This is a genomic window from Xanthomonas sp. F4, assembly GCF_011761895.1.
Window position 1 is genome coordinate 978,851 of sequence record NZ_JAASQX010000001.1, and the last position, 24,176, is coordinate 1,003,026.

A 24,176-nucleotide genomic window follows, 5' to 3' on the forward strand; every position below is an offset into this window, starting at 1 on the left:
CAGTCAGGCAGGGCCGGGGTGTCCCGGCCCTGCGATCTGTGGCTCTTCCGCCTGCGGCGCAGGCGGCGCGCGGCGTCACTCGCCGCGCAGATGGCCCATCGAGCGCGGTGCGGTGCGGCCCAGCGGCAGCTTGAGCTTGCCGATCGCCTGCATGCGCGCCTCGGCGATGCGGTCGGCGGCCTGTTGCGGCGGAATGTTCTCGCGCTCGGACAGGTCGAAGATCTTGCCGAGGTTGTGGTACATGCTGCGGATCAATCGCATCGCGCGTTCGCGGTTGTAGCCGTCGATCTCCAGCGACACGTTCATCACCCCGCCGGCGTTGACCGCGTAGTCGGGCGCGTAGAGGATGCCGCGGCGGTGCAGTTCCTCGCCGACGGCGGGATTGGCCAACTGGTTGTTGGCGGTGCCGCAGACGATCTTGACCTTGAGCCGCGGCAGCTTGGCCTCGTCGAGCGCGCTCTCCATGGCGCACGGCGCCAGCACGTCGGCGGCGACGTCGTAGATGTCGTCCGGGTCGACCGATTCGGCGCCGTATTCGGCCACGGCGCGCGCGACCAGCGCCGGGTCCAGGTCGGTTACGTACAGCTTGGCGCCGCGTTCCTTGAGCAGCTTCACCAGCTCCATGCCGATGTGGCCCAGGCCCTGCACGGCGATGCTGGTTTTGCCGATCTCCTCGTGGCCGAACTTGCGTTGCAGCGAGGCCATCAGCGCCTGCAGCGCGCCGTAGGCGGTGAACGGGGCCGGGTCGCCGGAGCCGCCGTGTACCTGGTGCACGCCGGTGACGTACTCGGTTTCCAGGTAGATCTGCTCCATGTCGTTGACGTCGGTGCCGACGTCCTCGGCGGTGATGTAGCGGCCGCCCAGCGAATCGACGTAGCGACCGAAGGCGCGGAACAGCGCTTCGGACTTGTCGCTCTTCGGATCGCCGATGATTACCGCCTTGCCGCCGCCGATGTTGAGCCCGGCCAGCGCGTTCTTGTAGGTCATGGTGCGGCTGAGCCGCAGCGCGTCCTGCAGGGCGGACTCGGTGTTGGCGTAGGGGCGCATGCGCACGCCGCCCAGCGCGGGGCCGAGCACGGTGTTGTGGATGGCGATGATCGCCTGCAGTCCCACGTCGCGGTTGTGGCAGAAGACGACCTGTTCGTGGCCGGTGTTGGCTAGCGTTTCGAAAAGCATGGGGGCTCCGCTGGCGTTGCAGGTGTCAGGCACCATGGTCCAGGAACGTGCCTGGTGGGTGGCGCAAAACAAAAACGCGACGGTTCCGGAACAGGCCCTGAGCGTCGCGATGCCGGCATTTTAAAGCAATTGCCGGCTGCCCGCGCGATGACGCCATGGCCCCGCGGTGCGGGCATCTCGCCGTGCTGTGCGACGCAAGGGACGGCAGCGTGCCCGTTTGCCCGGGCCGATGCTGAGATCGCGGACCAGGGCGGCTCTCGGTGGAGGCGGTGCCCGGCGGACGGGGAAGAGCGGGCGAGCGGCGGCGGTCAGTCCCGTGGCGGCCGCCGACAATGCGATTGCATTGTGGGAGGGGCTTCAGCCCCGACGTCTGACAGTCGGCGCCGGGGCTGAAGTCTCTTCGCAGCTGCGCAGCGGGCAGCGGCCGAACGCCGGCACCGCGTGTGTCGCGGTACGCCATGCGGGCCGGCGGCCATGCATCGGTGGGCACGCAGCCGCGCGCGCCGCCAGCATGGCGGTCACGCGCGGCGCTGTGGGGCGATGCATCAGCGGCGGACCCAGTACCCGGCGTGGAAGCGATAGGCGGGGCCGTAGTGCTCCCAGCGCGGGCCGACGTAGACGTAGCCCGGCCGTTCCACCACATAGCGGCCGGCGACCCAGACGTGGTGGTACCCGTTCCACTGCCAGTAGCCGGGCATCCAGACATAGCCGGGACGCACCACCACCCGTTCCACCCGCGGCGGCGGCGGCGCGGCGCGGACCGACAGTTCCACCACCTCGCGCGCCTGCGCGGGCGCGACGGCCATGCCGCCGGCGAGCGCGCCGCCGAGCAGGGAGGCCAGCAACAAGGGACGAGCGAACATGCGATTTCTCCGAAGGCATCGGCGGGGTGCCGACGCCGGAGGAAACGCCGCGGCCCGGGGAGGTGTTGACGCGCTCGGGAGAGCCTATTCATCCGCCGGATAGGCGGGCGCGGCGGCACGCGGCGTGGACGCGCATGCTGCAGCGCAACCTGCCCGTGTCGCGCTGCGCGCCTAGAATCGCGGCATTCTCTTTTCGATGTGCGCACGATGAGCCTTCCCGCGTCCCGCGTTCCGTTGCCGCAGACGGACGCCAGTCCCTTGCGTTTCGTCACCGCCGCCAGCCTGTTCGACGGCCACGATGCGGCGATCAACATCATGCGCCGCCTGATCCAGGCGCAGGGCGCCGAGGTGATCCATCTCGGCCACAACCGCAGCGTCGAGGACGTGGTGCGCGCGGCGCTGCACGAGGATGCCGATGCGATCGCGCTGTCGTCCTACCAGGGCGGCCACGTGGAGTACTTCAAGTACATGGTGGACATGCTGCGCGAGCGCGGCGCCGGCCATGTGCGGGTGTTCGGCGGCGGTGGCGGCACCATCACCCCCGAGGAGATCGCCGAGCTGCAGGCCTACGGCGTGGAGCGCATCTACCACCCCAACGACGGCATGAAGATGGGCCTGGTGGAGATGATCGAAGACGTGGTGGCGCGCGCCGGGCGCGCACGGGACGCGGGACCCGGGACCCGGGACCCGGAACAAGCCGGCACCTCGATTCCCAGCATCGACGACGAGATCGGCATCGGCCGGATGCTGTCGGCCATTGAAGACGGCGTGTTCTCCGAGGCCGAACTGGCCCTGCTGCGCAAGCAGTGGCAAGCCGGCCTGCCTCGCCCTTCCGAGTCCCGGGTCCCGGGTCCCGGGTCCCGCAGCGGGCGCGCAGCGCCCGTACTCGGCCTGACCGGCACCGGCGGCGCCGGCAAGTCCTCGGTCACCGACGAACTGCTCAACCGCTTCCTGGCCAGCTTCCCGCAGATGCGCATCGCGGTGGTGTCGGTGGACCCGAGCCGACGCCGCACCGGCGGCGCGCTGCTCGGCGACCGCATCCGCATGAACGCGCTGCGCAGCCCGCGCGTGTACATGCGCTCGATGGCCACGCGGCGCCAGCACGCCGCCACCAATCGCGTGCTGAAGGACTGCATCGCGCTGCTGAAGGGCATCGGCTACGACCTGGTGATCGTGGAGACCGCCGGCATCGGCCAGAGCGATTCGGAGATCGTCGATCTGGTCGATTTCCCGGTGTACGTGATGACCAGCGACTATGGCGCGCCGAGCCAGCTGGAGAAGATCGACATGCTCGACTTCGCCGAACTGGTGGTGCTGAACAAGTACGACCGGCGCGGCGCCGAGGATGCGTTGCGCGACGTGCGCAAGCAGTGGCGGCGCAACCGCGCGGCATTCCAGCTGGAGGACGAGGCTGTCCCGGTGTATCCCACCATCGCCAGCCAGTTCAACGATCCGGGCGTGAGCTGGATGTTCGTCAATCTGTGCCGCCTGTTGCGCGAGAAGCTCGATGCGCAGACCGAGGCCGCTGCAGGCTCGCCCGGTGCGCAGGCGCACTGCGATTTCCGCCCGCAGCTCGACACCACGCTGAAGGAGCCGCGCGCCACCGTGCTGATTCCCGGCGCGCGCGTGCGCTACCTGGCCGAGATCGCCGAGCAGGGTCGCGCCCTCAATGCCGGCGTGCTGCGCCAGGCCGAAGCGGCCGACCGTGCGCAGGCGTTCTGGCAGGCGTTGCACGAACTGCAGGATCCGCAGTTGCCGGCGCAACTGGAACTGTACGCGGCGCAGGACCTGCTGCCGGCGCCGCGCACGTCCGCCGAGGCCTCCGCTGCCGCCGTCGACGCCAGCCTGCTGTTGCTGCGCCAGCGCTACAACGATGCCTTGCAGTCGCTGTCCAACGAGTCGCTGAAGCTGCTGCGCGAGTGGCCGCAACGGCTGAAGTCGATCACCGATCCGGTCACCGAGTACGCGGTGCGCGGCAAGCCGATCCGGGTGGAGAACTACCGGCAGTCGCTGAGCCATCAGTCCATTCCGAAGATCGCCGCGCCGCGCTACAAGAGCTGGGGCGAACTGCTGACCTTCCTCGGCAAGGAGAACCTGCCCGGCAGCTATCCGTACACCGGCGGCGTGTACCCGTACCGTCGCACCGGCGAGGATCCGATCCGCATGTTCGCCGGCGAGGGCACGCCCGAGCGCACCAACCGGCGCTTCCACTATCTGAGCGTCGGTCAGCCGGCCGCGCGCCTGTCCACCGCTTTTGACAGCGTCACCCTGTACGGCGAGGACCCGGCGCCGCGTCCGGACATCTACGGCAAGATCGGCAACTCCGGGGTCAATATCCCGACACTGGACGACATGAAGAAGCTGTACTCCGGCTTCGACCTGTGCGCGCCGACCACCAGCGTGTCGATGACCATCAACGGCCCGGCGCCGATGATCCTGGCGATGTTCATGAACACCGCCATCGACCAGCAGGTGGAGAAGTACCTCAAGGCCGACGCGCAGCGCTGGGCGCAGGCCGAGCAGACCCTGGCGCGGCTGTTCGAAGGCCGCGAACGCCCGCGCTATCACGGAGAGCTGCCGCCGGGCAACGACGGCCTCGGCCTGGCCCTGCTCGGGGTCAGCGGCGAGCAGTTGGTGGATGCGCGGACCTATACGCAGATCAAGGCGCAGACCCTGTCCAGCGTGCGCGGCACGGTGCAGGCCGACATCCTCAAGGAGGACCAGGCGCAGAACACCTGCATCTTCAGCACCGAATTCGCACTGCGCATGATGGGCGACATCCAGCAGTATTTCGTCGAGCAGAAGGTGCGTAATTTCTACTCGGTGTCGATCTCCGGCTATCACATCGCCGAGGCCGGGGCGAACCCGATCAGCCAGCTCGCCTTCACCCTCAGCAATGGCTTCACCATCGTCGAGTACTACCTGGCGCGCGGCATGCACATCGACGATTTCGCGCCGAACCTGAGCTTCTTCTTCAGCAACGGCATGGACCCGGAATACACGGTGATCGGCCGGGTGGCACGGCGGATCTGGGCGCGGGCGATGCGCGAGCGCTACGGCGGCAACGAGCGCAGCCAGATGATGAAGTACCACATCCAGACCTCGGGCCGCTCGCTGCACGCGCAGGAGATCCAGTTCAACGACATCCGCACCACGCTGCAGGCGCTGTACGCGCTGTTCGACAATTGCAACAGCCTGCACACCAACGCCTACGACGAGGCGATCACCACGCCGACCGAGGAGAGCGTGCGCCGCGCGGTGGCGATCCAGATGATCATCAACAAGGAGCTGGGGCTGAACTTCTGCGAGAACCCCTGGCAGGGCAGCTTCATCGTCGAGCAGCTCACCGATCTGGTCGAGGAGGCGGTGTACAAGGAGTTCGAGGCGATCAGCGAACGTGGCGGCGTGCTCGGCGCGATGGACACCATGTACCAGCGCGGCAAGATCCAGGAAGAGAGCCTGTACTACGAACACAAGAAGCACGACGGCAGCCTGCCGTTGGTCGGGGTCAACACGTTCCTGCCCAAGGAGCACGCCGGCGAGACCGCGACCGAGATCGAGCTGATCCGCTCCACCGAACAGGAAAAGGACCAGCAGATCGGCAACGTGCGCGACTGGCAGCAGCGCCGCAACGCGCTGGCGCTGGCCGCGGAAGGCGCCGGCCTGGGCGCGCTGCAACGCGCCGCGCGCGAGCGCCGCAACGTGTTCGCGGCGCTGATGGAGGCGGTGAAGACCCATAGCCTGGGTCAGATCAGCCACGCGCTGTACGAGGTCGGCGGCGAGTATCGGCGCAACATGTAGCCGTCGCGGCGTCGGGCGCTGCCGGCATGGCGCTTGCATGGTGCGATGGGTGACATGGGCGCCGCGACGCGGCGTGTCGATGCGCGCGCGCGGATCGGCGCAGGACACCCGCACAGCGGGTGCCTGCGGCCGCAGGTCGGTACCGCCGCGCACGAATCGGCGCGGCATGCTTGAATGGCGTTGCGTGCCACGTGGGTGCGCACCGGTGGCTGGGCGCGGGGACCTGGCGATGTTTTGCGGATGACGACGATCGTGCCGATCATGTGGATTGCCATCAGCGCGGCTGCGCTGGTGCTGGGGGCGGGACTCTGGTGGTGGTGGCGCCGTGGCCGTGGCGATGCGGCGGAGGCGCCGCAGGCGCGTGCCGTCGCCGAGGATGCCGATCTGCCCGAGGCGCCGGCAGCGTTTGCACGCGCCGCGCCGGCCGCGCCTGATGCCGCAGCGGAACCGGGCCTCGACCCCTTCGCCGACCCGGCGCTGATCGGCCTGGATCCAGTGCCGGACGCCGCGATCCTGGCGAGCCTGTGCGAGCTGGCGTTCGCTGGCCGGCCGGTGCACGCAGCGGCGGCGGCCGCGCCGGCGGTCATGGCCGATGCCGCCGTGGTGCTGGCGCGCATCGACGCGCATCCGCGCTACACGCCACGGCGTCCGCACCTGCTGCCGCAGCTCACCCGTGCGATCAACGATCCGGCCGCCGGCGCGCATTCCATCGCCACGATCCTGGGCCAGGACCCGGCGCTGGCCGGCAACCTGCTGCGCATCGCCAACAGCGTCGTCTACCGCCGCCATCCCGAGCCGATCGAGAACCTGGAGCGGGCGGTGGCTCTGCTCGGCACCGAGGGCCTGCGCCAGATCGTGCTGGCGGCGCTGCTGCAGCCGGTGATCGTCGACGACGGCAGCGTCTTCGGCCGCTGTGCGGCGGTGCTGTGGGAACACACCCTGCTGTCGGCGCATGCCGCCTCCCAGGTGCCCGATCGCGACGATGCGAACGCCGCGCAGTTGCTGGCGCTGCTGTGCGGGCTGGGCGCGGTCTCGGTGGTGCAGGTGCTGCGCGATGTCCACGCGCGCCACGCCGAGGCAACGCCCACGCCGGCGGCGATGACCGAGATGCTGGAAGCCTGGTCGGCGCACTGCGCCAAGGCCATCTCTGCGGACTGGGGGCTGTCGCCGCGGGTGCAGCGGGCCTTGGAAGAGCAGGCGGGCGATGCCGATGTGGCGACCATGAGTCCGCTCGGCCTTGCCCTGCGCCGGCAGCGCGCCGCGGCGGCCGCGCAGTTGGCGGTGCGCTATCGCCGCTAGTCGCGGCGCGTGGGCGATCGGGCGGCGCCGGCGAACCGTGCAAGCACTTGGCAGATCGCGACAGCAGCAGTGCGGGGCAGGGCGCGATCGCAGTGGGGTGCTGCGCGAGGCGGGGCGAGGTGCGCTCCAACGGGGTGGACGCGGATGAGCGCTATCGACCAAACGCGCACCGCATGGGCCGCACCGCCCTGGCTCGACGCCGTGCTCAAAGGTGTGCGCCTTGTCCTGATCATTGTCGGCAACCTGGCGATGGTCGCCGGCTGCATGGCCCTGGCGCACGTGGTCACGTCGGCGCTGGCGCCCTTTCTGGCGATGCTGCTGATCTTCCCGCTGGCGGTGTTCGCCACGATTGCGATCCACGAAGGCGGACACGCGTTGGCGGCGCGCGCGGTCGGCATGACCGTGTCCATGGTGCGGGTCGGCCCACTGCACCTGCTTGCGCGGCGCCGCGGCTGGCGGGTCCGCTGGCAACGCACGCGGCAAGGCGACAACACGGGCGTCGTGCTGGCGGTGCCGAACCCGTATGCGGCAGTGCGCCGGCAGTATCTGGTGCTGATCGCCGGAGGTCCGCTGGCCAACCTGCTGGTGGCGGCCGGATGCGGATTCCTGGCATGGCGCCTGGGGCTGGGCAGCAGCAGTGGCGCGTTCTGCATCGGCGCAGCCGTGTTCAATCTGGCAGTCGGGTTGGGCAATCTGGTGCCGTTGCAGAGCGCGCTCGGCGGCAGCGACGGCCTGAAGTTGCTGAAGCATGCACGGCGGCGCGATCCGGACGCCCTGGCCGAGGTGCTGGCCGAACTCAATGGCCTCTCGCTGCGCGGCGTCACCGCGGACAAGCTGCCGGCACACCGCCTGGCTCTGCTCGCGGACGGCGACGGCTGGTTTTTCTATGTCTGGTTCACGCTGAAAGCCATGCAGATCCGTGGCGAGTGGGCGCAGATCGCTGCCCTGCAGCCGGTTTTCGAAGAGCAGGTCGCGATGCTGCCTTTGCCGGTCGCCGAAGCCTGGCACACCCTGGTCGCGCTATTGCGCTGCGAACTCGCGTTCTCGCGTGCCATGGCCGGCGCCGACCAGGCCGATCCCCTGGATGCGTCACTGAATGCGGAGATCGATTGGACGAGTCCGGCGTTGCGTCCGCGCTGCCAGGCGCTGATGGCGGCGCAGCGTGGCGACACGGGCGCCGCGTTGTCGGCATTGGCGCGCGCGGAGGCATTGGCCGAGAACGACGTGGATGCCGCCACCCGGCAATGCGAACGCGTGCTGCGCGAGGCGATCCGTCAGCGGCTGCCGCTGACCTCGCGTCCCTGATTGTGCATGGCCAGCCGGCATGCGGCCGGCTGGCGCGCAGTGCCGGCCGGCCGCTCAGCGCAGCGGTACGTCGGCGACCTTGTCCTGGTAGTCGCGCTTGGGGTCGATGCCGAACAACACCTTGATGCCGGCCATCAGGCTGGAGCCGTTGAGCCAGATCTGCGCGTGATCCGGATCCAGGCGCAGCAATGCCAGCTTGGGATCTTCCTTGCCCTCTTCGTACCACGCTGCGACATAGCCGTTCCACAGGCGCTCGATCACGGCCTGGTCGTTGTCGACACTGAGCGTGCCGCTGATGCTGGCGAACAGATCGTGGCCCTTGGCGCTGAACGCGGCGATCACCCGCTGGCTCTGCGCCAGCTTCTGCACCAGCGCGTTGTCCTTGGAGGTGAAGAACCAGATCGGGCCGCCGCTGTCGCCCTCGAACTGTGCGGTCATCGGGCGGGCGTGGCCATCCTCGACGCCGTCCAGGCCCAGCATCACGGTGCGGTCGGACTTCAATGCCTTCCAGAATTTCTCTTCCAGTTCCTGCGGGCTGGCCATGCGGATCTCCGAGCGGGCGACAGTGCCCGCCTGCACTGTGCCGGGAGGCGCGCGCGCGGTCCGTGACGGAACGGTGCAAGCGGTGTGCACAGGCGGTGCCTGCGCGCCCGCATGCGGAGCACTGTAGACAAATACAGCGGTGGCGATGTGCGCTGCGATGCGCATCCAAGCATCATGGTGATCGGCAGTGCTATCAAACCGCACGCTCCGCCCGTGCGGTCATCGCCCGATGGCCGCCGCCGCGTGGCGGACGGACCACGGTTCCGCAGGGAAAGCGTGTGCCGGCTTCCGCGGCGCACGCCGCGCCGCCCGACAGGATGTTTGCCGATGAGTGCGATTCCCGCGACGCAACCGCTGTTGCCGCCGCAACTGACCCTGGCGATGGCCGCCGCCAGCATCGCCGCCTACGCGGCCTACGAAGGCAAGCCGGTGTCGGCGCCGTCCGACTACCGCCTGGTCGCCCGCTGGTCCGGCTGGGACGGCGATCCGCTGGGCGGTAGCGAGGAGCTGTTCGGCCTGTTGTTTCGCTCCACGGTCGCCGCCGGCACCTATCTGTTCGCGTTCCGCGGCACCGATTCGGACCTGGACATCTACGAGGACCTGGACTTCTCCACCACCGCCTTCGTCCCCGCCGCTGGCACGGCCACGCCGGCGCCGCAGGTGTCGGCCGGGTTCTACGGCATCTACAACGCCAGGGGCGGCGCCATGCGCGCCTCGATGCGCGAGCAGTTGTTCGCCCTGCTGGAGCACTTCGCGCCGACCCAGGTCTACGTCACCGGGCACAGCCTGGGCGGCGCGTTGAGCCAGTTGTTCTCGCTGGACCTGGCGCTGAGCCGGCCGGCGCTGCCCAGTCGCAACATCAATTTCTGCAGCCCGATGGTCGGCGACGCGAGCTGGGAGCAGGTCTATGCCGCGCATATTCCTGCAGCCGACAGCACGCGCTGCTACAACTACTGGGACTACGTGCCGTCGCTGCCGCCGTCCACGTTCGGCTATGCGCCGGTGGGGCAGGCGTTCCGGACCGCCTACGACGTCAACGGCGCCTGGTTCCCGCATCTGTTGCCACGGCACTCCATCGCCAACATGCAGGTCGTGTTGCAGCATGCGCTGTGGCAGACGCCGCAGGCCTGGAGCGGCACCTTTGCCGACCAGACCGATCCGCAGCGGCTGATGCGCAGCCAGATCCCGCCCACCACGCCGCATCCGGCCTGGGCGGACATGGCGCTGACCGCGCGTGCGGCCGAGCAGGCGCTGGGCTTTCCGGACGGCGCGCCGACGCCACAGGCAGCCACGCCATGAGCGTCTGCGCCGCCTGGCGGCGCGCCCCGCGTACCTCAGCGCACTGCATGGCGCCGTCGGGTGTGCCACGCCGCCGGGAACGCCCATCGATCGCAAGGAGTTGGCCATGGCCTCGTTCGACCTGTATCTCCCGCAGCTGCTGCGGTTCGAAGGCGGCTTCGTCGACGATCCTGACGATCCGGGCGGTGCCACCAATTACGGCATCACCCTGGCCACGTTCCAGCGCTGCGCGCAGACACTGCTGGGCGAGGCGCCGACCCTGCAGGCGTTGCGCGCGCTGACCGTCGAGCAGGCCGCGACGATCTACCAGCACGAATACTGGGACAGGATCGGCGCCGACCAGATCGCCTCGCAACCCCTGGCCGAACTCGTGTTCGATTTCTACGTCAACGCCGGCGACGTGGCGATCAAGCTGTTGCAGCGCATCCTGCAGCAACTGGGCGCGACGGACTTGGTGATCGACGGGGAGATGGGGCCGACCACCCTAGCGGCCCTGGCCAGCGTGGACACGGCGCAGGTGTATGCGCAGTATCGGCAGCAGCGCATCGACTACTACCAGCGCGTGGTGGCAGAGCGTCCGGTCGACGCCAAGTTCCTCGCCGGCTGGCTGCGCCGCGCGGAATGGTTCCCGGCGAATCTGCCGGCGGATGGGGCGGCGCCGGCGCAGACCGGCACCGCCTGAGCGTCGGTCCCGCGCCGCGCCATGCGTGCACGGCGCGTGTATCCGCGTTTCACCGCCTGCGCATGTCGCGCTGGCTAGTCTCCCGGACGAGCGTCGGCCCTGTGCCGGCGTCATCGCACGTCGTCATGGCGTGCGCCTGTCCTCGTTTCGGGAAGACCGCATCATGATCAAGTGGGCCATCATCATCGCCATCATCGGACTCATCGCCGGCGCGCTCGGCTTCAGCGGCGTGGCGGGCGCGGCGATGGGCGTCGCCAAGTTCCTGTTCTGGGCCGGCATCGCCATCGCCCTGGTGCTGTTCGTGCTGGGCACCATGCTGGCCAAGAAGGTCAGCTGAGCGCAGCACCGGGCATGTCGCGTCGAGGCGGGTGCGTCGCGAGACAGGGTGCCGGTAGACGTCGGTGTTCCGGCGGTCAGCAGGGGCCTGCTGCGCCGCTTTAGGCCTAGGCGTCGCTGGCGGTGTCTGTCGCGTTCGGAGCAGCGGTGTCGTCGTCGGAGGCGGGCTTGGCCGCCGCGGCACGCGCTTCGCGCTTGCGTGCTTCCTTTTCTTCCTGCTGTTTCTTCTTGGCCAGCTCGCGCTGACGTTTCTCGAAGGAGTAGTTGGGCTTGGCCAATGCGCATCTGCCGGTGAGGGGAATGCGTCGAGTGTAGCCGGTGTGCGCCATCGGCGTGCGAAACGGACAGGCCGCCCGTGTGAGACGGCCTGTCCTAGGCGCAGGTGCGGGAGTACGGCCCTCCCGGACCTTGGCTTACGGGCTCAGATATTGCTGGATCGACGAATACACGTCGGCGAAGCGCGAGTAGTAGTCGGGATCGCTCGGCGCGCTGCAGTACGAGGTGCCGCCATACAGGCCACCGCGCAACTGGTAGGTGCCGTTGCTGCTGACGGTGAACAGGCCGGAGCCGGACGAGCCGCCCTCGGTGACGCCGGTGCTCCACTGCACGCGGTACAGCGGCGACTTGCCGTCCGTGGAGGTGGACAGGGCGGTGACCTTGCCCAGCGAGTACTTCTTGACGTCGCCGGCCGGGTGGTGGATGCCTTCGATCGCGGTGCCGGTCGAGCCGATCGCCGAGCTGCTCCAGCCCGCATAGAAGGCGCCGCTGGGCGGGGCGCTCTTGAGCTCAAGCAGCGAGGTGTCGCGGGTGGTGTTGGCGTAGCGCAGGTAGGCACCGCCGCCGAGCGTGGTGTAGTTGGAATTGACCGTGGAGCCGCCGCAGGTGGTGGCGTCGTAGAACCAGTAGGTCTGCAGCGTGTTGGCCACGGTCTGGGTGCTGATGCAGTGCGCCGCGGTCCAGAACATCGCTTTCTTCGGCGAGTTGCTGTTGTTGAGCAAAGTGCCGGTGCACAGGTAGGTGCTACCGCCACTGGTGAAGGTCATGCGCGCCACCGACTTGGCCGCCGAGGTGAAGCCCGAGCTCGGATTGGCGCGGCAGACGATGTCGCGCTCGCACGAATCGCTCTCGCCGATCATCGGCCGCATCATCGTGTCGCTGGCGACCGGGCTGATGTCCAGGTGCGACAGCTGCGGGATCTTCAGCGCGAAGCCCTGCGGATACTGGCCCGCCGGCAGTTCGATCTCCACCACCATGCGCGCGCCGGCGATCACCGCCGACCAGCCGGGCTGGCTGCCGGCGAAATCGGCGCCGCTCTGCTGGAACACGCGGCCGTCCTCGCCGGCGAAGCGCAGCGTCGCCTTGCGCGGATCGCCGGGCTGGGCGCCGCTGCCGCTGAGTTGCAGCGCCGCGCGCAGCGCCTGCGCATCGGTCGAGGCGATTTCGAAACTGGTGACCTGCGCGCCGTTGGGAAGGGTCTGCCACTTCAGCCGGCGCAGGTTGATGTCGGGCTTGGCGACGTCGCGGGAAAAGCCGATCTGCAGCGGCTGGCCGTTCTTGACCTGCTGTCCGCGCGCCTGCTTCATCGCCGCGGCCTTGCTGCTGTCGGGCGCGGCCAGTTCGATCAGGCGCGGTGCGTGCGCGCTGCCCGGGGGAAGGCTGCGCAGTTCCGCGCCACCGAGCGCGGCGGCATCCGGGCGTGCTTCGACCGGGGCGGAGTCCATCTCGGCTGCTGGGGGAGTGGCAGCCATGGCGACGGGGGACATGCCGGCAATGCCGGCGAGCAACGCCACATACAACGCGTGCTTGCGATTCATCGATCTTCCTTCTGCGAAGAGGGACGAGACCATCCGGCAGGGGACCGGATGCGATTCATTGCACCCGAGTTCAGGGTGCCTGCCGAGGCTACGGGCGACGCCACGATGATTGCGTGCCAGACGTCACGCTCGGGCGGCCGGTTTCGTAGACAGCTGCTCACATTGCGTGTGATGGCGCGAGAGAACTACGGGGTCGCCGTGCTGCATCGGCATGGCTCATGGGCGCTGCAGAGCGGGCGCACGGCGCTGCACATCGGCTAGGCGTCGACATCAACGCAGGGTGCGTGGGCAGCCTGATCGACGCGTCGACACCGCTGCCCGGCGATGTTGTTTCGGTCCGGTCACCCGCCGCTGACACGTCCTGCCAAGCCGTATGAAACAGGCCCGGATGTGCCTGCCCAAGACGGTTTCGAAGCGTGGCTACCTTTCTGCAGGCTTTCCGACAAATTTCAGTAGATTCAATTACTTAAATCGAACCTGGGGTGCTGCAGCGCAGCTTGCATCGATTCAAATTCGGCCTATAACGCTGGCGTTACATATATGAACTTCTCGTTCTTGTATGCACCGCCTTGCGGATAGCCCGCGCAAGGCCAGGGGAATCGGGGGGCTTTGCATCACTTCGAACATCGATCGCTCCTGAGGGGGGAGACCAATGAACAGAACCGCTTTCCGGCGTGGACTCATCGCCAGTTCCGTTGCGCTCGCGCTGTGGGCGCCTTCTCTCATGGCGCAATCCGCGCCCGACAGCCCGCCGCCGCCAACCGGCCCCGGCAAGGCCGACAAGCCGGTCGAGCTCAAGGCGGTGACGGTCACCGGGTCGATGATCCCGCGCGTGGAGGTCGAAGGTCCCGCGCCGGTGGTCACCATCACCGGCGAAGAGATCAAGAAGCAGGGCTACACCACGCTGTGGGAATTCCTCGATTCGCTGCCGCAGGTGGGCCAGCAGGTGTCCGATCCGGCCTCGTGGGGCTCCAGTTCGGTCAATGCGCGGTCGGTGAACCTGCGCGGGCTCGGCCCCGGTTTCAGCCTGCTGATGATCGACGGCCATCGCGTGGTCGACTATCCGCAGCCGCTCAACAAGCAGAGCAACTTCCAGAACTTCAACAACATCCCCACCGGGATGATCGATCACATCGAAGTGCTTGCCTCCGGCGCGTCGTCGATCTACGGCTCGGACGCGGTTGCCGGCGTGGTCAACGTGATCCTCAAGAAGAACTACGAGGGCAACCAACTGCAGGTCACCGCGGGCGGCGCGACGCGTGGCGGCCGCGAGTACGGCGACATCAACTACTTCGGCGGCCGTGCCGGCAGCAACTGGCACGTGACCTACAACCTGGAGCACTCCAACCGCAGCGCGCTGTGGGGCATGGATCGGCCCTACCAGGATTCCGTGGCCGATGCGGGCTACGGCGCATGGGGCCCGGCCTCGCGCATGTTCGGCTACCAGTACGATGCCGCCGGCGCGATCGCGCTGTCGGCCACCGACGCCAACGGCCACTACATCACGCCGCCCTCCGGCACCTGCGACAAGTTCACCAATTCGCGCCTGGCCCAGTCGCACTCGGTGACCACCAATGGCGCCCAGATCACCGGCGTCACCGACAACGGCTTCTATTGCGCGCAGCCGGCGCTGTTCCAGAACTGGGTGCTGACCCCGGGCAGCCGCAGCAACAACGGTTATCTGTCGGGCGAATACGACTTCCAGAACGGCCTGCAGTTCTACGGCTCGGCCGCCCTGTACCAGACCGTGGGCATCTCCAACACGCAGCTCAACGTGTTCAGCGCCGGTCCGTTCTACGACCAGACCACCGGGCAGACGGTCAAACAGGTCATCCGCCAGTTGACCCAGAACGAGATTGGCGTCAGCGCCAACACCTACGATCGCGAGCTCAACTGGAACCTGCAGGCGGGCCTGCGCGGCACCGTGTTCGACGGCCGTTTCAACTGGGACCTCAACCTCAACACCCAGAAGTACATCGTCCGCGAGGAATTCACCGGCTACAACGCCCAGGCCACCAACACCTTCTTCCTCGGCCAGCAGCAGGGCACCACCGCGGACGGCCTGCCGATCTACGCGTTCAACTGGCAGCAGTTCTGGAACCCGATCACGCCGCAGCAGTACGACCAGTTCGCGGTGACCGGCGTGAACACCGCTTCGTCCTGGCTCGACCAGGCGCAGCTGCGCGTCAACGGCGACCTGTTCAAGTTGCCGTGGGCCGATCGGTCGGTGGGCTGGGCCGCGGTGCTCGAAGCCGCGCACAACGGCTTCAAGCTGTCGCCGGACCCGCGCGCGGCGGATCCATCCACGTTCCAGAACCCGTTCGGTGCCTATCTCACCGGTGCCGGCACTCGGCAGCGCTTCTCGCTGGGCACGGAGTTCCGCGTGCCGGTGCTGGAGTCGGTGACCTGGACGCTCTCCGGTCGCCTGGACAAGTACAACGACGCCAGCCGCGCCGACATCGCCCGCACCTGGGGCTCGGGCCTGGAGTGGCGGCCGTACGACGGTCTGCTGCTGCGCGGCAGCTACGGCACCAACTTCAAGGCGCCGGACATGCAGGCCATCTACCTGACCGGTTCGACCTCGCCGGTGGGCTTCTACGCCGACCCGCTGCAGTGCGTGAACGCGATCAAGGCCGGTCAGAACAACAACACCTGGTGCAACAGCGTGCAGCGTCCCGGGTCGCAGTACTACACGCTCTACACCAACGGCAGCCGCCTGTTGCTGCCGCAGACCGGACACTCCTGGACCTACGGCTTCGTCTGGCAGGTGCCGGGCGTGCAGGGGCTGTCGGTGTCGGCCGATTACTGGAACATGGGCGTGGACAACGCCATCCAGTACCTCGGCCAGGACACCGTGCTGGCCGACGAAGCGGGTTGCCTGACCGGCGTGAAGCCGAACGGGACCTCGGGCCTGTCGCCGTACACGGCGCACGTGGCCGGATCGGAGTACTGCCAGATGGTCACGCAGATGGTGAAGCGCGACGCCAACGGCCAGATCGTCTCGGTGCAATCGGGCCCGATCAACGAAGCCTCGCTGTACGTGGCCGGTGTCGACGCGTCGCTGGACTACAAGTTCCACACCGACGGCTACGGCGACTTCCGCGCGGGCATCAACTACACCAACAACCTGGCGTACAAGCAGCGCGTGCTGGCCTCGGATCCGCTGCAGAACACCCGCTACCAGAACGTGGCCAGTCGCATGACCTGGATCGCCGACTGGACCAAGGGCCGCTGGAACGTGTCGATCTCCGGCGTGCGCAACGGCCGCATGCGCGCCCCCAACTACGCCGGCTGCGACGTGCTGCCCAACGGCATCCAGCCCGGCATGGTCACGGTGCCTAATGGCGGCGAGTCCGTCTCCACCGGCGTCTGCCAGGTCACCCAGGACGGCAATCAGGTCACCGTGCCCGACACGACCTACCGGGGCCACGTGCCGGCGTGGATCACCTGGAACGGCTCGGTCGGCCTGCAGATCACGCCGGATCTGCACGCAAAGCTCGCGGTGTCGAACATCTTCGACAAGGTCGGCGCGATTCCGTACTACGCCGGCGGCTTCGAGTTCGTCCCCACCGGGCAGACCGCGAGCGAGTACAACGGCCGGGAAATGTTCCTGACGCTGGACTACACGTTCAACTGAGCGGTCAGCCGAGAGATCGGCGGGCGCCGCGGGAAGCGGAGCCCGCCGGATTTTTCATGGGCCTGGCGTTGCGTCGTGCCCTCTCTCGTCGCAGTGCGCACCGTGCGACGCGTACGGACGCCAGGTCGTTCTCGTCTGGTGCCTGGCGCTTCGCGATGCGATGCGCTCGAGCACCGCGCAACAGCCTCTCCCGCTTGCGCAGGAGAGGCATTACGACCGAAGAGTGTGGTCTTCAGCTGCGCTCAGCGGCGCCGGTTCGACGGCACGAACTTGTACAGCTTGTTGACCCCGGTGCCGAAGTTGAAGCGGCTGTAGCCCGCGCCCCAGTACACCGCACCATCGACGATCGCCGGTGCGCTGGACACCGAGCCGCCGGCGTCGAAGCTCCACAGCGTGGCGCCGGTTTTGGCATCGAGCACGGTCATCGCGCCGGACATCGAGCCGGCATAGACCAGGCCCGGCGACGACGCGAGCGGGCCGCGGCCGCCGGCGCCGAATGCGGTCTGCACCGGGTCGGTGCCCGGCACCTTGACCTGCCAGAGGATCTTGCCGCTGGTCGCATCCAACGCGGCCCAGGAGCCGGCGTTCCAGGTCTCGGTGTTGCCCGGCGCCAGCGTGTACGGCGTGTGCTCGTTGTTGTTGATGGCCACGTACACGCGCGCGGCGAACGGATCCACCGACGAGCCCCATTCGATGCCGCCGGCGGTGCCGCCCGGGCCGACCTGGGTCGACCACACGGTCTGCCCGGTGTCGGCATCGAATGCCCAGTAGACGCCGCTCTTCTGGCCGGCACCGACCAGCGCCTGCGGCTTGCCGTTGCGGATCACCGTGAACAGGTTGGCGCCGCCGCCGCTGAAGTCGTAGTCGGGTCCCTGCGGGTCCTGGCACAGGCCATTGGTCGGCGCGACCAGGCACGACAGCGACCAGGCATCGGCGCCCTGCAGGCGACGCGTCCACACCGGCTTGCCGCTGCGCATGTCCAGCGCCAGCACCGAATCGACATAGTTGTCCGGGGCCATGCAGGCCAGTTGCGCGGTCTTGTCGCCGTTGGCGTTCTTGACGCAGGTGGCCACGTCGACCGGCACCGAGTAGTTGTTGCCGGTGGTGGCGTAGACGCGCTGGCGCAGCGGATCGATCGCCAGCGTGCCCCACACCGACGCACCCGTGTAGCCCTCGGGCGTGGTGCGGAAGCTCCACAGCAGCTTGCCGGTCTTCAGGTCCAGCGCGGCGACGCTGCCGCGGAAGGAATATTTGTAGCCCGGCGTCAGGCCACCCCAGTCGCCGGAGGACACGCCGACGTACACGCGGTCGCCGTAGATCACCGGCGAGGCGGTGATGCGCGCCTGCGGGTTGGACTCGACCAGGGTCTTCCACAACAGCTTGCCGGTGTTCTTGTCGATCGCCAGTACGGTGCCGCTGGCCTGGTCGCCGACCAGGATGCTGTCGCGCGCGATCGCCGGGCTGTTGCGCGACAGCGAGCCGGCGATGCCGGTGTAGTCGGCCAGCTTCACCTGCCACACCGCCTTGCCCAGATCGGTGTCGATGCGATACAGCTGGCCGCCCCAGTCCGGCACGTACAGCGCCGTGCCCTGCACGGTCGGGGTGGCCGAGACGTCGCCTTGCGTGGTGAAGGTCCATGCGGTCTTCAGGCGCGCCGCGTTGAACGGGGTGATCTGCCATTCGCCAGGCGCGAAGCGGGTGTTAAGGAAGCCGCCGCCAGCGCTGTCCCAGAGGCTGTGCGTGGCGAACGGCGTGCCGCCGGAGAAGGTGCTGCGCCATTGCGCGCTGGCGGCGCTGGTGTCGGTCGCCGCCGCTGCGGTGCCTGCGGACTGCGCCATCGCCATTGCGCTGAACATCAAGCCGGGAATCAACGCCAGCCGCAGGCGGGAGTGGTTCTGGTGTGCATCACGCGTTTTCATGGATGTCCTTCGGGCTTGGGTGAGGATCCCCCCGTCACGTCCGCGGCCATCCTAGAAGTGAAAATCCTTGCGTGTCATGTACTTACGAAAAAGTTAGGGCGTTCGTAAAAGGTTGCCGCGATAGCGAAAAACGATGGCGGCGGCATCGCCCTGTCATCGTGCCGGCACGCGCGTGACGCATGCCGGTACAGGCTGCGATGGCCGTCGCGGCCGCGTGTTGCCGGGGGGCGACACGGCGCGGCAACGCACACAGCCGGGGGCGTGGCGATATGCTCTGTCGATCTTCACCGCCGGATTCGCAGCGTGAGCGCGGGCTGAATCGCGGTGTCGTCCGACGTGCCTGCAGCGCCGCTGCGGCGATGCCGCATGGGCGCTGCGACCGGTTGGTTACACTGTGCGATCACCGTTGTCCGCACAAGGAATGCCTCGATGAAATGCCCCTCGTTGTTGTCCATCGCCATCGCGCTGTGCGCCACTGCCGCCGGCGCCGTGCAGGCGGCAACGCCCGCGTCCACCGCGGCGCTGGAGGGCAAGGTCGATGCGCTGTACACGCGGGCGCCGGACACGCTCAAGCCCGACGAAGTGAAGGCGATGCAGCAGCGTCTGCTGGACTGGGCGCAATTGCAGCGCTATCGCGCCGACAATGCCGCGCTGCCGGCGCCGGCCGCGGACGCGCCGCGCGTGGTGTTCTACGGCGACTCCATCACCGACGCCTGGGGCCGCCGCGAAGGCACCACCTTCTTCCCCGGCAAGTCCGCCTACGTCAACCGCGGCATTTCCGGGCAGACCACCGCGCAGATGCTGGTGCGCTTCCGCCAGGACGTGATCGACCTGAAGCCGGCGGTGGTGGTGATCCTGGCCGGCACCAACGATCTGGCCGGCAACACCGGGCTGTCCACGCCGGAGATGATCGAGGACAACCTGCGTTCGATGACCGAACTGGCCCAGGCGCACCACATCAAGGTGGTGCTGGCCTCGGTGCTGCCGGTCGCCGACTATCCGTGGCGGCCGGGCCTGAAGCCGGCGCCGAAGGTGCGCGCGCTCAATGCGTGGATGCAGCAATACGCGCAGCAGCAGGGCGCGGTGTACCTGGACTACTACGGCAAGCTGAGCAACCGCGACGGCGGCATGGACAAGACCGTGGCCATCGATGGCGTGCACCCCAACAACGCCGGCTATGCGGTGATGGCGCCGCTGGCCGAGCAGGCGATCCAGCGCGCGCTCGCAAAGCCCTGAGCCGCCGCGCGCATAGCCCCTCTCCCCCCGGGAGAGGGGTTGGGGTGAGGGTACGGCGCGCTGGCAGCAACGATCATCGCCGCAGCGGCGCAACCGCTCAGAAGCGCTCGCCGCTCGGCAGGTAACGCCACTCGCCCGGCGCCAGCTTGCCCAGCGGGATCCGACCGATGCGCAGGCGGCGCAGGCTGATCGCCTCCAGTCCCACCTCGGCGCACATGGCCTGCAACTGGCCGGGCTGCACGTGCTTGATCGCAAAGCGCAGGCGGTCCTCGTTCTGCCAGCTGACCTTGCACGGCGGCAGGCTGCGCTGCTGGTAGACCAGGCCATGCGCCAGCCGCAGCATGCCGTAGGGCCGCAGTTCGCCGCGCACTTCGACCACGAATTCCTGTTCGATCGCACTCGCGTCCTCGGTCAAGCGGCGCAGCACGCGTCCATCCTGGCTCAGCACCAGCAGGCCGCTGGCCGCCGGCTCCAACGGCAGCGGCGCGTTCAGACGCAGGAAGTGGCGTTTCAGGACGCGCACCTCGCTCGTGTCCAGCGCGCTGCGCGTGTCCGGCCCGACCAGCGCCAGCGCCGCGTCGAGATCCAGGCCGGCCGGCTTGTGCAGCAGCAGGGTGGCCGGTTCGACCGCGCCCAGTTGCGCGTCGGCGGCCAGGGTCACCTGCTGCGTCGTCACCGCGGCCTGCGGCTCCTCGACCACCACGCCGTCCACGCTGACCCAGCCGCCCTCGATGTATTGCTGCGCTTCGCTGCGCGAGCACGGCAGCATGGCGGCCACGTATTTGTCGAGGCGGGTGGGGACGGACATCGAAACGCTCGCGATCAGGGCAGCGCAGTGTACGTGCTGCCGCCGCCGCGCTGCCACGCGCGGCGCCGCTCAGCGATCGGCGCCGCCGGCCAGTTCCAACTGGGTCAGGTACAGGCGAAGGTCGAACTCCAGGCGGTGGTAGTCCGGCGCCATGTGCGCGCACAGCTGGTAGAACGCCTTGTTGTGCGCGCTTTCCTTCAGGTGCGCCAGTTCGTGGGCGACGATCATCGGCAGGAACGCCGCCGGCGCATCGCGGAACACGCCGGCGATGCGGATCTCGCGGCTGGCCTTGAGCTTGCCGCCCTGCACGCGCGACACCGTGGTGTGGGTGCCCAGCGCATGCTTCACCGCCTGCAGGCGGTTGTCGTAGATCACCTTGTGCAGCGGCTCGGCGCTGCGCATGCAGCGGTCCTTCAGCGCCTGCGTGTAGTCGTACAACTGGCGATCGGTGCGCACCGCGTTGGCCTCGGGGTAGCGGCTGCGCAACCAGTCGCCCAGGCGTTCGCGCGCGATCAGTTCGCGCACCTGGTCCAGGACCTGGGGCGGGTAGCCGACGAGATAGCGCAGGGTGTCCATCCCGCTACCTTAGCGTGCCGCGCGCGGCGGGACATCCGCCGTGGGCGGCCTTCGCGGGCGTGCGCCGATGCTGCGGGTATCATGCGCCTCCCGATTCCGAGTCCGTGGACGCTTCCGATGCGCAATCCCCTGCAGGAGCAACTGCTCAAGGCCGGCCTGGTGAAGAAGAGCCAGGTGGCGCAGGTCGCGCGCGAGCAGGCCAAGGCGCGCCAGGGCAAGACCCCGCCGCCGCCCAGCGCCGAGCAGCGCGAGAGCGAGCGGCTGCGGCAGGAGCGGGTGGAGCGCGACCGCGCGCTGTCCGCCGAGCGCAACGCCCAGGCCCGTGCGCAGGAGCTGCGCGCACAGGCGCGGCAACTGGTCGAGAGCCACAAGCTCAAGGCCGACGGCGAGATCGACTACCACTTCACCGATGCCGGCAAGATCCAGCGGCTGCGGGTGGATGCGGCCTTGCGCGCGCAACTGATCGCCGGCAGTGTGGTGATCGCGCGGCTGGATGCCGGCTATGTGCCGGTGCCGCGCGCGGTCGTGGAAAGGATCGTCGCCCGGGACCCGGAGACCATCGCGTTCGATGCGCTGGCGGCAGCGCCGGCCAGCGGCGAGGACGATCCCTACTACAGCCAGTTCCAGGTGCCGGACGATCTGATCTGGTGACGGTCGGCGCCGCGCAGGGCCCATGAACATCGCGGGAAGGTGAAGCCGGCGTGCATTGCATTCGCCGGTGCCGGCCGCATCATCCAGGCAAGGCAACAGTGCGGAGACGACCATGGCCACTGGGTGGGCAGGCGACGGCGCGGTGCAGGACCAGATCGATGCGACCGTCGAGGATGCGATCAAGCGGGCGCGCAGCCAATTGCCGCAGGGCTCGGGGTTGAGCCACTGCGAGGACTGCGACGCGCCGATCCCAGAAGCGCGGCGCAAGGCGGTGCCGGGCGTGCGCCTGTGCGTGGCCTGCCAGGAGGCGCAGGACCGCGCGCAGCACGAGCACAGCGGCTACAACCGCCGCGGCAGCAAGGACAGTCAGCTGCGTTGAGGCTCAGCCGGCGCGATCGGCATCCAGCACGGGCTTCGCGTGCAGCGCGATGTTGAGCTGATCGACCACGATCGCCCAGTCGGCGTCTTCCAGGCGTTCCTCGCGCAGCAGCTGCGCCTGCGCCGGTGTCCAGAACGATGCTTCTTCCAGGCGCATGTCATCGGGCAGCGGCGCGTGCTGGGCGATGAACTGGCGGATTTCGCTTTCGCTGTTGGGCAGGCCGAGCTGGGCGAAAAGGTCGGCGAACGGGGGGATGACGGGTTCCATGCAGTACCTGGTCGGGAAGAGAGGAGCGCCGCACGAGGCGGCTGGCGTCGACCATAGCGACTGCGCCATGTGCATGGCGTCAGCGTCGGCCGTCGCCGCTCAACCCAGCCCGGGCGGAACCGGGTGGCCGCGCCAGCGACGCGTGCTGCGTTGGAAGAACAGGCTGTTGGGGATCTGCAGCACGCTCTCGCCGTCGCCTTCGCGTTCCTCGCGCAGGGTGGTGTAGATCAGGTTGATGTCGATCACCTGGCCCTTCAGGCCCGGCTTCTCGCCGTTCTCCAGCAACTCGATGTGGTCGTGCAGGCGGAACGGGCGCGTGGTGAAGATCAGCAGCGTGCAGAAGATGTTGGACAGCACGCTCCAGGCGGCGAAGAACGCCACCGCCGCGACCGCGGCGAATCCGGTGAAGGCGGTCCACAGCACGGTGCCGGACACGCCGAAGCGGTCGAGGATCAGCAGCAGCGCCGCGGCGTAGATCACGAAGCCGCTGCCGCGACGCGCCATCAGCACCAGTTCCGGCGGCAGCGCATGGTGCTCGCCCAGGCGCCGGATCAGCCGCCGCAGCAAGGTCCGCAGCACCCACGCGCCAAGCACGATCAGCACGATCTGCGCACCGGGCACGATCACGTCGAGCCAGCGGTGCGTCCACGGCGGCAGCAGGGTATGGAGCGAGGGCATTGCACATCGGAAAACGCAGGGGAAAGGCGATGGTCGCAAGCGTGGCCGCTGCGGGCAAGTGCGGAAGCGGGCCGCGCGCGGGGCCGCAGCGTGGGATTCAGTCGGCGCGTTCCAGCGCGTCCCACTGTGCCTCGTTGATCTCCGGCAGCGCCTCCAGCGCCGGCTTGGCGAACAGATAGCCCTGGTAGAGATCGATGCCCAACGCGCGCAGTGCGCGGTACTCGGCGGGCGTCTCCACGCCCTCGGCGAGGATGCGGCAGCCCAGCGGCGCGGCCATCGCGACGATGCCGCCGACGATATGGCGGCGCGCGGCGCTACCGTCGATATCGCGGATCAGCGCCATGTCCAGCTTGATCAGGTGCGGCTGGAAATCGGCGAGCAGGTTCAGGCCGGAGTGGCCGGCGCCGAAGTCGTCGATCGCGGTGAGGAAGCCGCGCTGCGCGTAGTCGCGCAGGATGCGCACGACCTTGGGCAGGTCGGCGATGCGTTCGGACTCGCTCAGCTCGAAGATCAGGTCGCCGGTGGGCACGCCGAAGTGCTCGGCCGCCTTCAGGGTCAGGCGGATGCAGGTCGCCGGCTCGTAGACCGCATTGGGAATGAAGTTGATCGACAGCCGCGTACGCAGGCCCAGGCGCGCCGCGGTGGCGATCGCCTGCACCCGGCAGGTCTGGTCGAAGCGATACATCTGCTCCGGGCGCACCCGCGCCAGCACCGCTGCCGCGCCGCTGCCGTCCTCGCCGCGCACCAGTGCCTCGTAGGCGTAGATCGAGCGGCTAGCCGCATCGACGATCGGCTGGAATGCCATGCGCACGGCGAAATCCAGCGGCTCGCCATCGCGACAGTTGCCGCAGGCGGGCTGGCCGAGTTCGGCGGACAGGGAGCGCAGGAGCATGCCGAAGCGAGACCG

General features: G+C 68.5%; 21 protein-coding genes. 10 read left to right on the top strand and 11 right to left on the bottom strand.

Annotated features, from left to right (window positions below):
• Nucleotides 1-75: 75 nt before the first annotated feature.
• Together FHR66_RS04410 and FHR66_RS04415 are read right to left on the bottom strand one after the other, a co-directional pair.
• Nucleotides 76-1,176 carry a Glu/Leu/Phe/Val dehydrogenase gene (locus tag FHR66_RS04410; RefSeq protein WP_167087452.1) on the bottom strand — a complete coding sequence of 367 codons (1,101 nt, stop codon included), beginning with the start codon at nt 1,174-1,176 and terminating at the stop codon, nt 76-78.
• A gap of 545 nt (nt 1,177-1,721) precedes the next feature.
• Nucleotides 1,722-2,039, bottom strand: a complete 318-nt coding sequence (locus tag FHR66_RS04415) for a hypothetical protein (RefSeq protein ID WP_317843524.1) — start codon at nt 2,037-2,039, stop codon at nt 1,722-1,724.
• Nucleotides 2,040-2,246: 207 nt separating this feature from the next.
• Between FHR66_RS04415 and FHR66_RS04420 the strand changes: the two genes are divergently transcribed.
• The 3 genes from FHR66_RS04420 (at nt 2,247) to FHR66_RS04430 (ending at nt 8,444) form a co-directional block, all read left to right on the top strand.
• Nucleotides 2,247-5,840, top strand: coding sequence for a methylmalonyl-CoA mutase family protein (locus FHR66_RS04420; protein ID WP_167087454.1), 3,594 nt, complete (start codon nt 2,247-2,249; stop codon nt 5,838-5,840).
• A 261-nt stretch (nt 5,841-6,101) separates the two neighbouring features.
• Nucleotides 6,102-7,139 carry an HDOD domain-containing protein gene (locus tag FHR66_RS04425; RefSeq protein WP_456361727.1) on the top strand — a complete coding sequence of 346 codons (1,038 nt, stop codon included), beginning with the start codon at nt 6,102-6,104 and terminating at the stop codon, nt 7,137-7,139.
• A gap of 9 nt (nt 7,140-7,148) precedes the next feature.
• Nucleotides 7,149-8,444 (top strand): M50 family metallopeptidase, encoded by a 1,296-nt coding sequence (locus FHR66_RS04430; RefSeq protein WP_167087458.1) that lies wholly within the window; start codon nt 7,149-7,151, stop codon nt 8,442-8,444.
• A gap of 54 nt (nt 8,445-8,498) precedes the next feature.
• Here FHR66_RS04430 and FHR66_RS04435 read toward each other — a convergent pair whose 3' ends face one another.
• A complete protein-coding gene (locus tag FHR66_RS04435) occupies nt 8,499-8,987 on the bottom strand; it encodes a pyridoxamine 5'-phosphate oxidase family protein (RefSeq protein ID WP_167087460.1) in 489 nt (162 codons plus the stop codon).
• Between the two features lie 327 nt (nt 8,988-9,314).
• Between FHR66_RS04435 and FHR66_RS04440 the strand changes: the two genes are divergently transcribed.
• The 3 genes from FHR66_RS04440 (at nt 9,315) to FHR66_RS04450 (ending at nt 11,305) form a co-directional block, all read left to right on the top strand.
• On the top strand, nt 9,315-10,286 hold the full coding sequence (locus FHR66_RS04440) for a lipase family protein (protein ID WP_167087462.1): 972 nt from the start codon (nt 9,315-9,317) through the stop codon (nt 10,284-10,286).
• A 106-nt stretch (nt 10,287-10,392) separates the two neighbouring features.
• A complete protein-coding gene (locus FHR66_RS04445) occupies nt 10,393-10,968 on the top strand; it encodes an N-acetylmuramidase (protein WP_167087464.1) in 576 nt (191 codons plus the stop codon).
• Nucleotides 10,969-11,131: 163 nt separating this feature from the next.
• The gene (locus FHR66_RS04450) at nt 11,132-11,305 is read left to right on the top strand and encodes a DUF1328 family protein (protein WP_160948036.1); all 174 of its coding nucleotides are present in this window, start codon (nt 11,132-11,134) and stop codon (nt 11,303-11,305) included.
• Nucleotides 11,306-11,411: 106 nt separating this feature from the next.
• Here the strand turns inward: FHR66_RS04450 and FHR66_RS04455 are convergent, their stop codons facing one another.
• Together FHR66_RS04455 and FHR66_RS04460 are read right to left on the bottom strand one after the other, a co-directional pair.
• Complete coding sequence (locus tag FHR66_RS04455) at nt 11,412-11,582, bottom strand: hypothetical protein (RefSeq protein WP_167087466.1); 171 nt, start codon at nt 11,580-11,582, stop codon at nt 11,412-11,414.
• Between the two features lie 135 nt (nt 11,583-11,717).
• Nucleotides 11,718-13,118 (bottom strand): serine protease, encoded by a 1,401-nt coding sequence (locus FHR66_RS04460; RefSeq protein ID WP_167087468.1) that lies wholly within the window; start codon nt 13,116-13,118, stop codon nt 11,718-11,720.
• A gap of 724 nt (nt 13,119-13,842) precedes the next feature.
• On the opposite strand from FHR66_RS04460, the gene FHR66_RS04465 reads away from it, so the two are divergent.
• On the top strand, nt 13,843-16,755 hold the full coding sequence (locus tag FHR66_RS04465; protein WP_167087470.1) for a TonB-dependent receptor domain-containing protein: 2,913 nt from the start codon (nt 13,843-13,845) through the stop codon (nt 16,753-16,755).
• Nucleotides 16,756-16,997: 242 nt separating this feature from the next.
• On the opposite strand, the gene FHR66_RS04470 is transcribed toward FHR66_RS04465, so the two are convergent.
• On the bottom strand, nt 16,998-18,599 hold the full coding sequence (locus FHR66_RS04470; RefSeq protein WP_167087671.1) for an outer membrane protein assembly factor BamB family protein: 1,602 nt from the start codon (nt 18,597-18,599) through the stop codon (nt 16,998-17,000).
• Nucleotides 18,600-19,103: 504 nt separating this feature from the next.
• On the opposite strand from FHR66_RS04470, the gene FHR66_RS04475 reads away from it, so the two are divergent.
• Nucleotides 19,104-19,910, top strand: a complete 807-nt coding sequence (locus FHR66_RS04475) for an SGNH/GDSL hydrolase family protein (protein ID WP_167087472.1) — start codon at nt 19,104-19,106, stop codon at nt 19,908-19,910.
• A gap of 97 nt (nt 19,911-20,007) precedes the next feature.
• Here FHR66_RS04475 and FHR66_RS04480 read toward each other — a convergent pair whose 3' ends face one another.
• Together FHR66_RS04480 and FHR66_RS04485 are read right to left on the bottom strand one after the other, a co-directional pair.
• The gene (locus FHR66_RS04480; RefSeq protein WP_167087474.1) at nt 20,008-20,718 is read right to left on the bottom strand and encodes an rRNA pseudouridine synthase; all 711 of its coding nucleotides are present in this window, start codon (nt 20,716-20,718) and stop codon (nt 20,008-20,010) included.
• A 69-nt stretch (nt 20,719-20,787) separates the two neighbouring features.
• Entirely contained in the window at nt 20,788-21,294 is a 507-nt protein-coding gene (locus FHR66_RS04485; RefSeq protein ID WP_167087476.1) for a YgjP-like metallopeptidase domain-containing protein, read from the bottom strand.
• 117 nt (nt 21,295-21,411) lie between these two features.
• Between FHR66_RS04485 and FHR66_RS04490 the strand changes: the two genes are divergently transcribed.
• Nucleotides 21,412-21,945, top strand: coding sequence for a DUF2058 domain-containing protein (locus FHR66_RS04490; RefSeq protein WP_167087478.1), 534 nt, complete (start codon nt 21,412-21,414; stop codon nt 21,943-21,945).
• A 112-nt stretch (nt 21,946-22,057) separates the two neighbouring features.
• Complete coding sequence (locus tag FHR66_RS04495; RefSeq protein ID WP_167087480.1) at nt 22,058-22,324, top strand: DksA/TraR family C4-type zinc finger protein; 267 nt, start codon at nt 22,058-22,060, stop codon at nt 22,322-22,324.
• Nucleotides 22,325-22,327: 3 nt separating this feature from the next.
• Here FHR66_RS04495 and FHR66_RS04500 read toward each other — a convergent pair whose 3' ends face one another.
• From FHR66_RS04500 to FHR66_RS04510, 3 genes are all read right to left on the bottom strand, one after another.
• Nucleotides 22,328-22,591, bottom strand: coding sequence for a DUF2789 domain-containing protein (locus tag FHR66_RS04500; protein WP_167087673.1), 264 nt, complete (start codon nt 22,589-22,591; stop codon nt 22,328-22,330).
• A gap of 99 nt (nt 22,592-22,690) precedes the next feature.
• Nucleotides 22,691-23,269, bottom strand: coding sequence for a mechanosensitive ion channel domain-containing protein (locus FHR66_RS04505; protein WP_167087482.1), 579 nt, complete (start codon nt 23,267-23,269; stop codon nt 22,691-22,693).
• Between the two features lie 97 nt (nt 23,270-23,366).
• On the bottom strand, nt 23,367-24,161 hold the full coding sequence (locus FHR66_RS04510; RefSeq protein ID WP_167087484.1) for an EAL domain-containing protein: 795 nt from the start codon (nt 24,159-24,161) through the stop codon (nt 23,367-23,369).
• Nucleotides 24,162-24,176 lie beyond the last annotated feature (15 nt).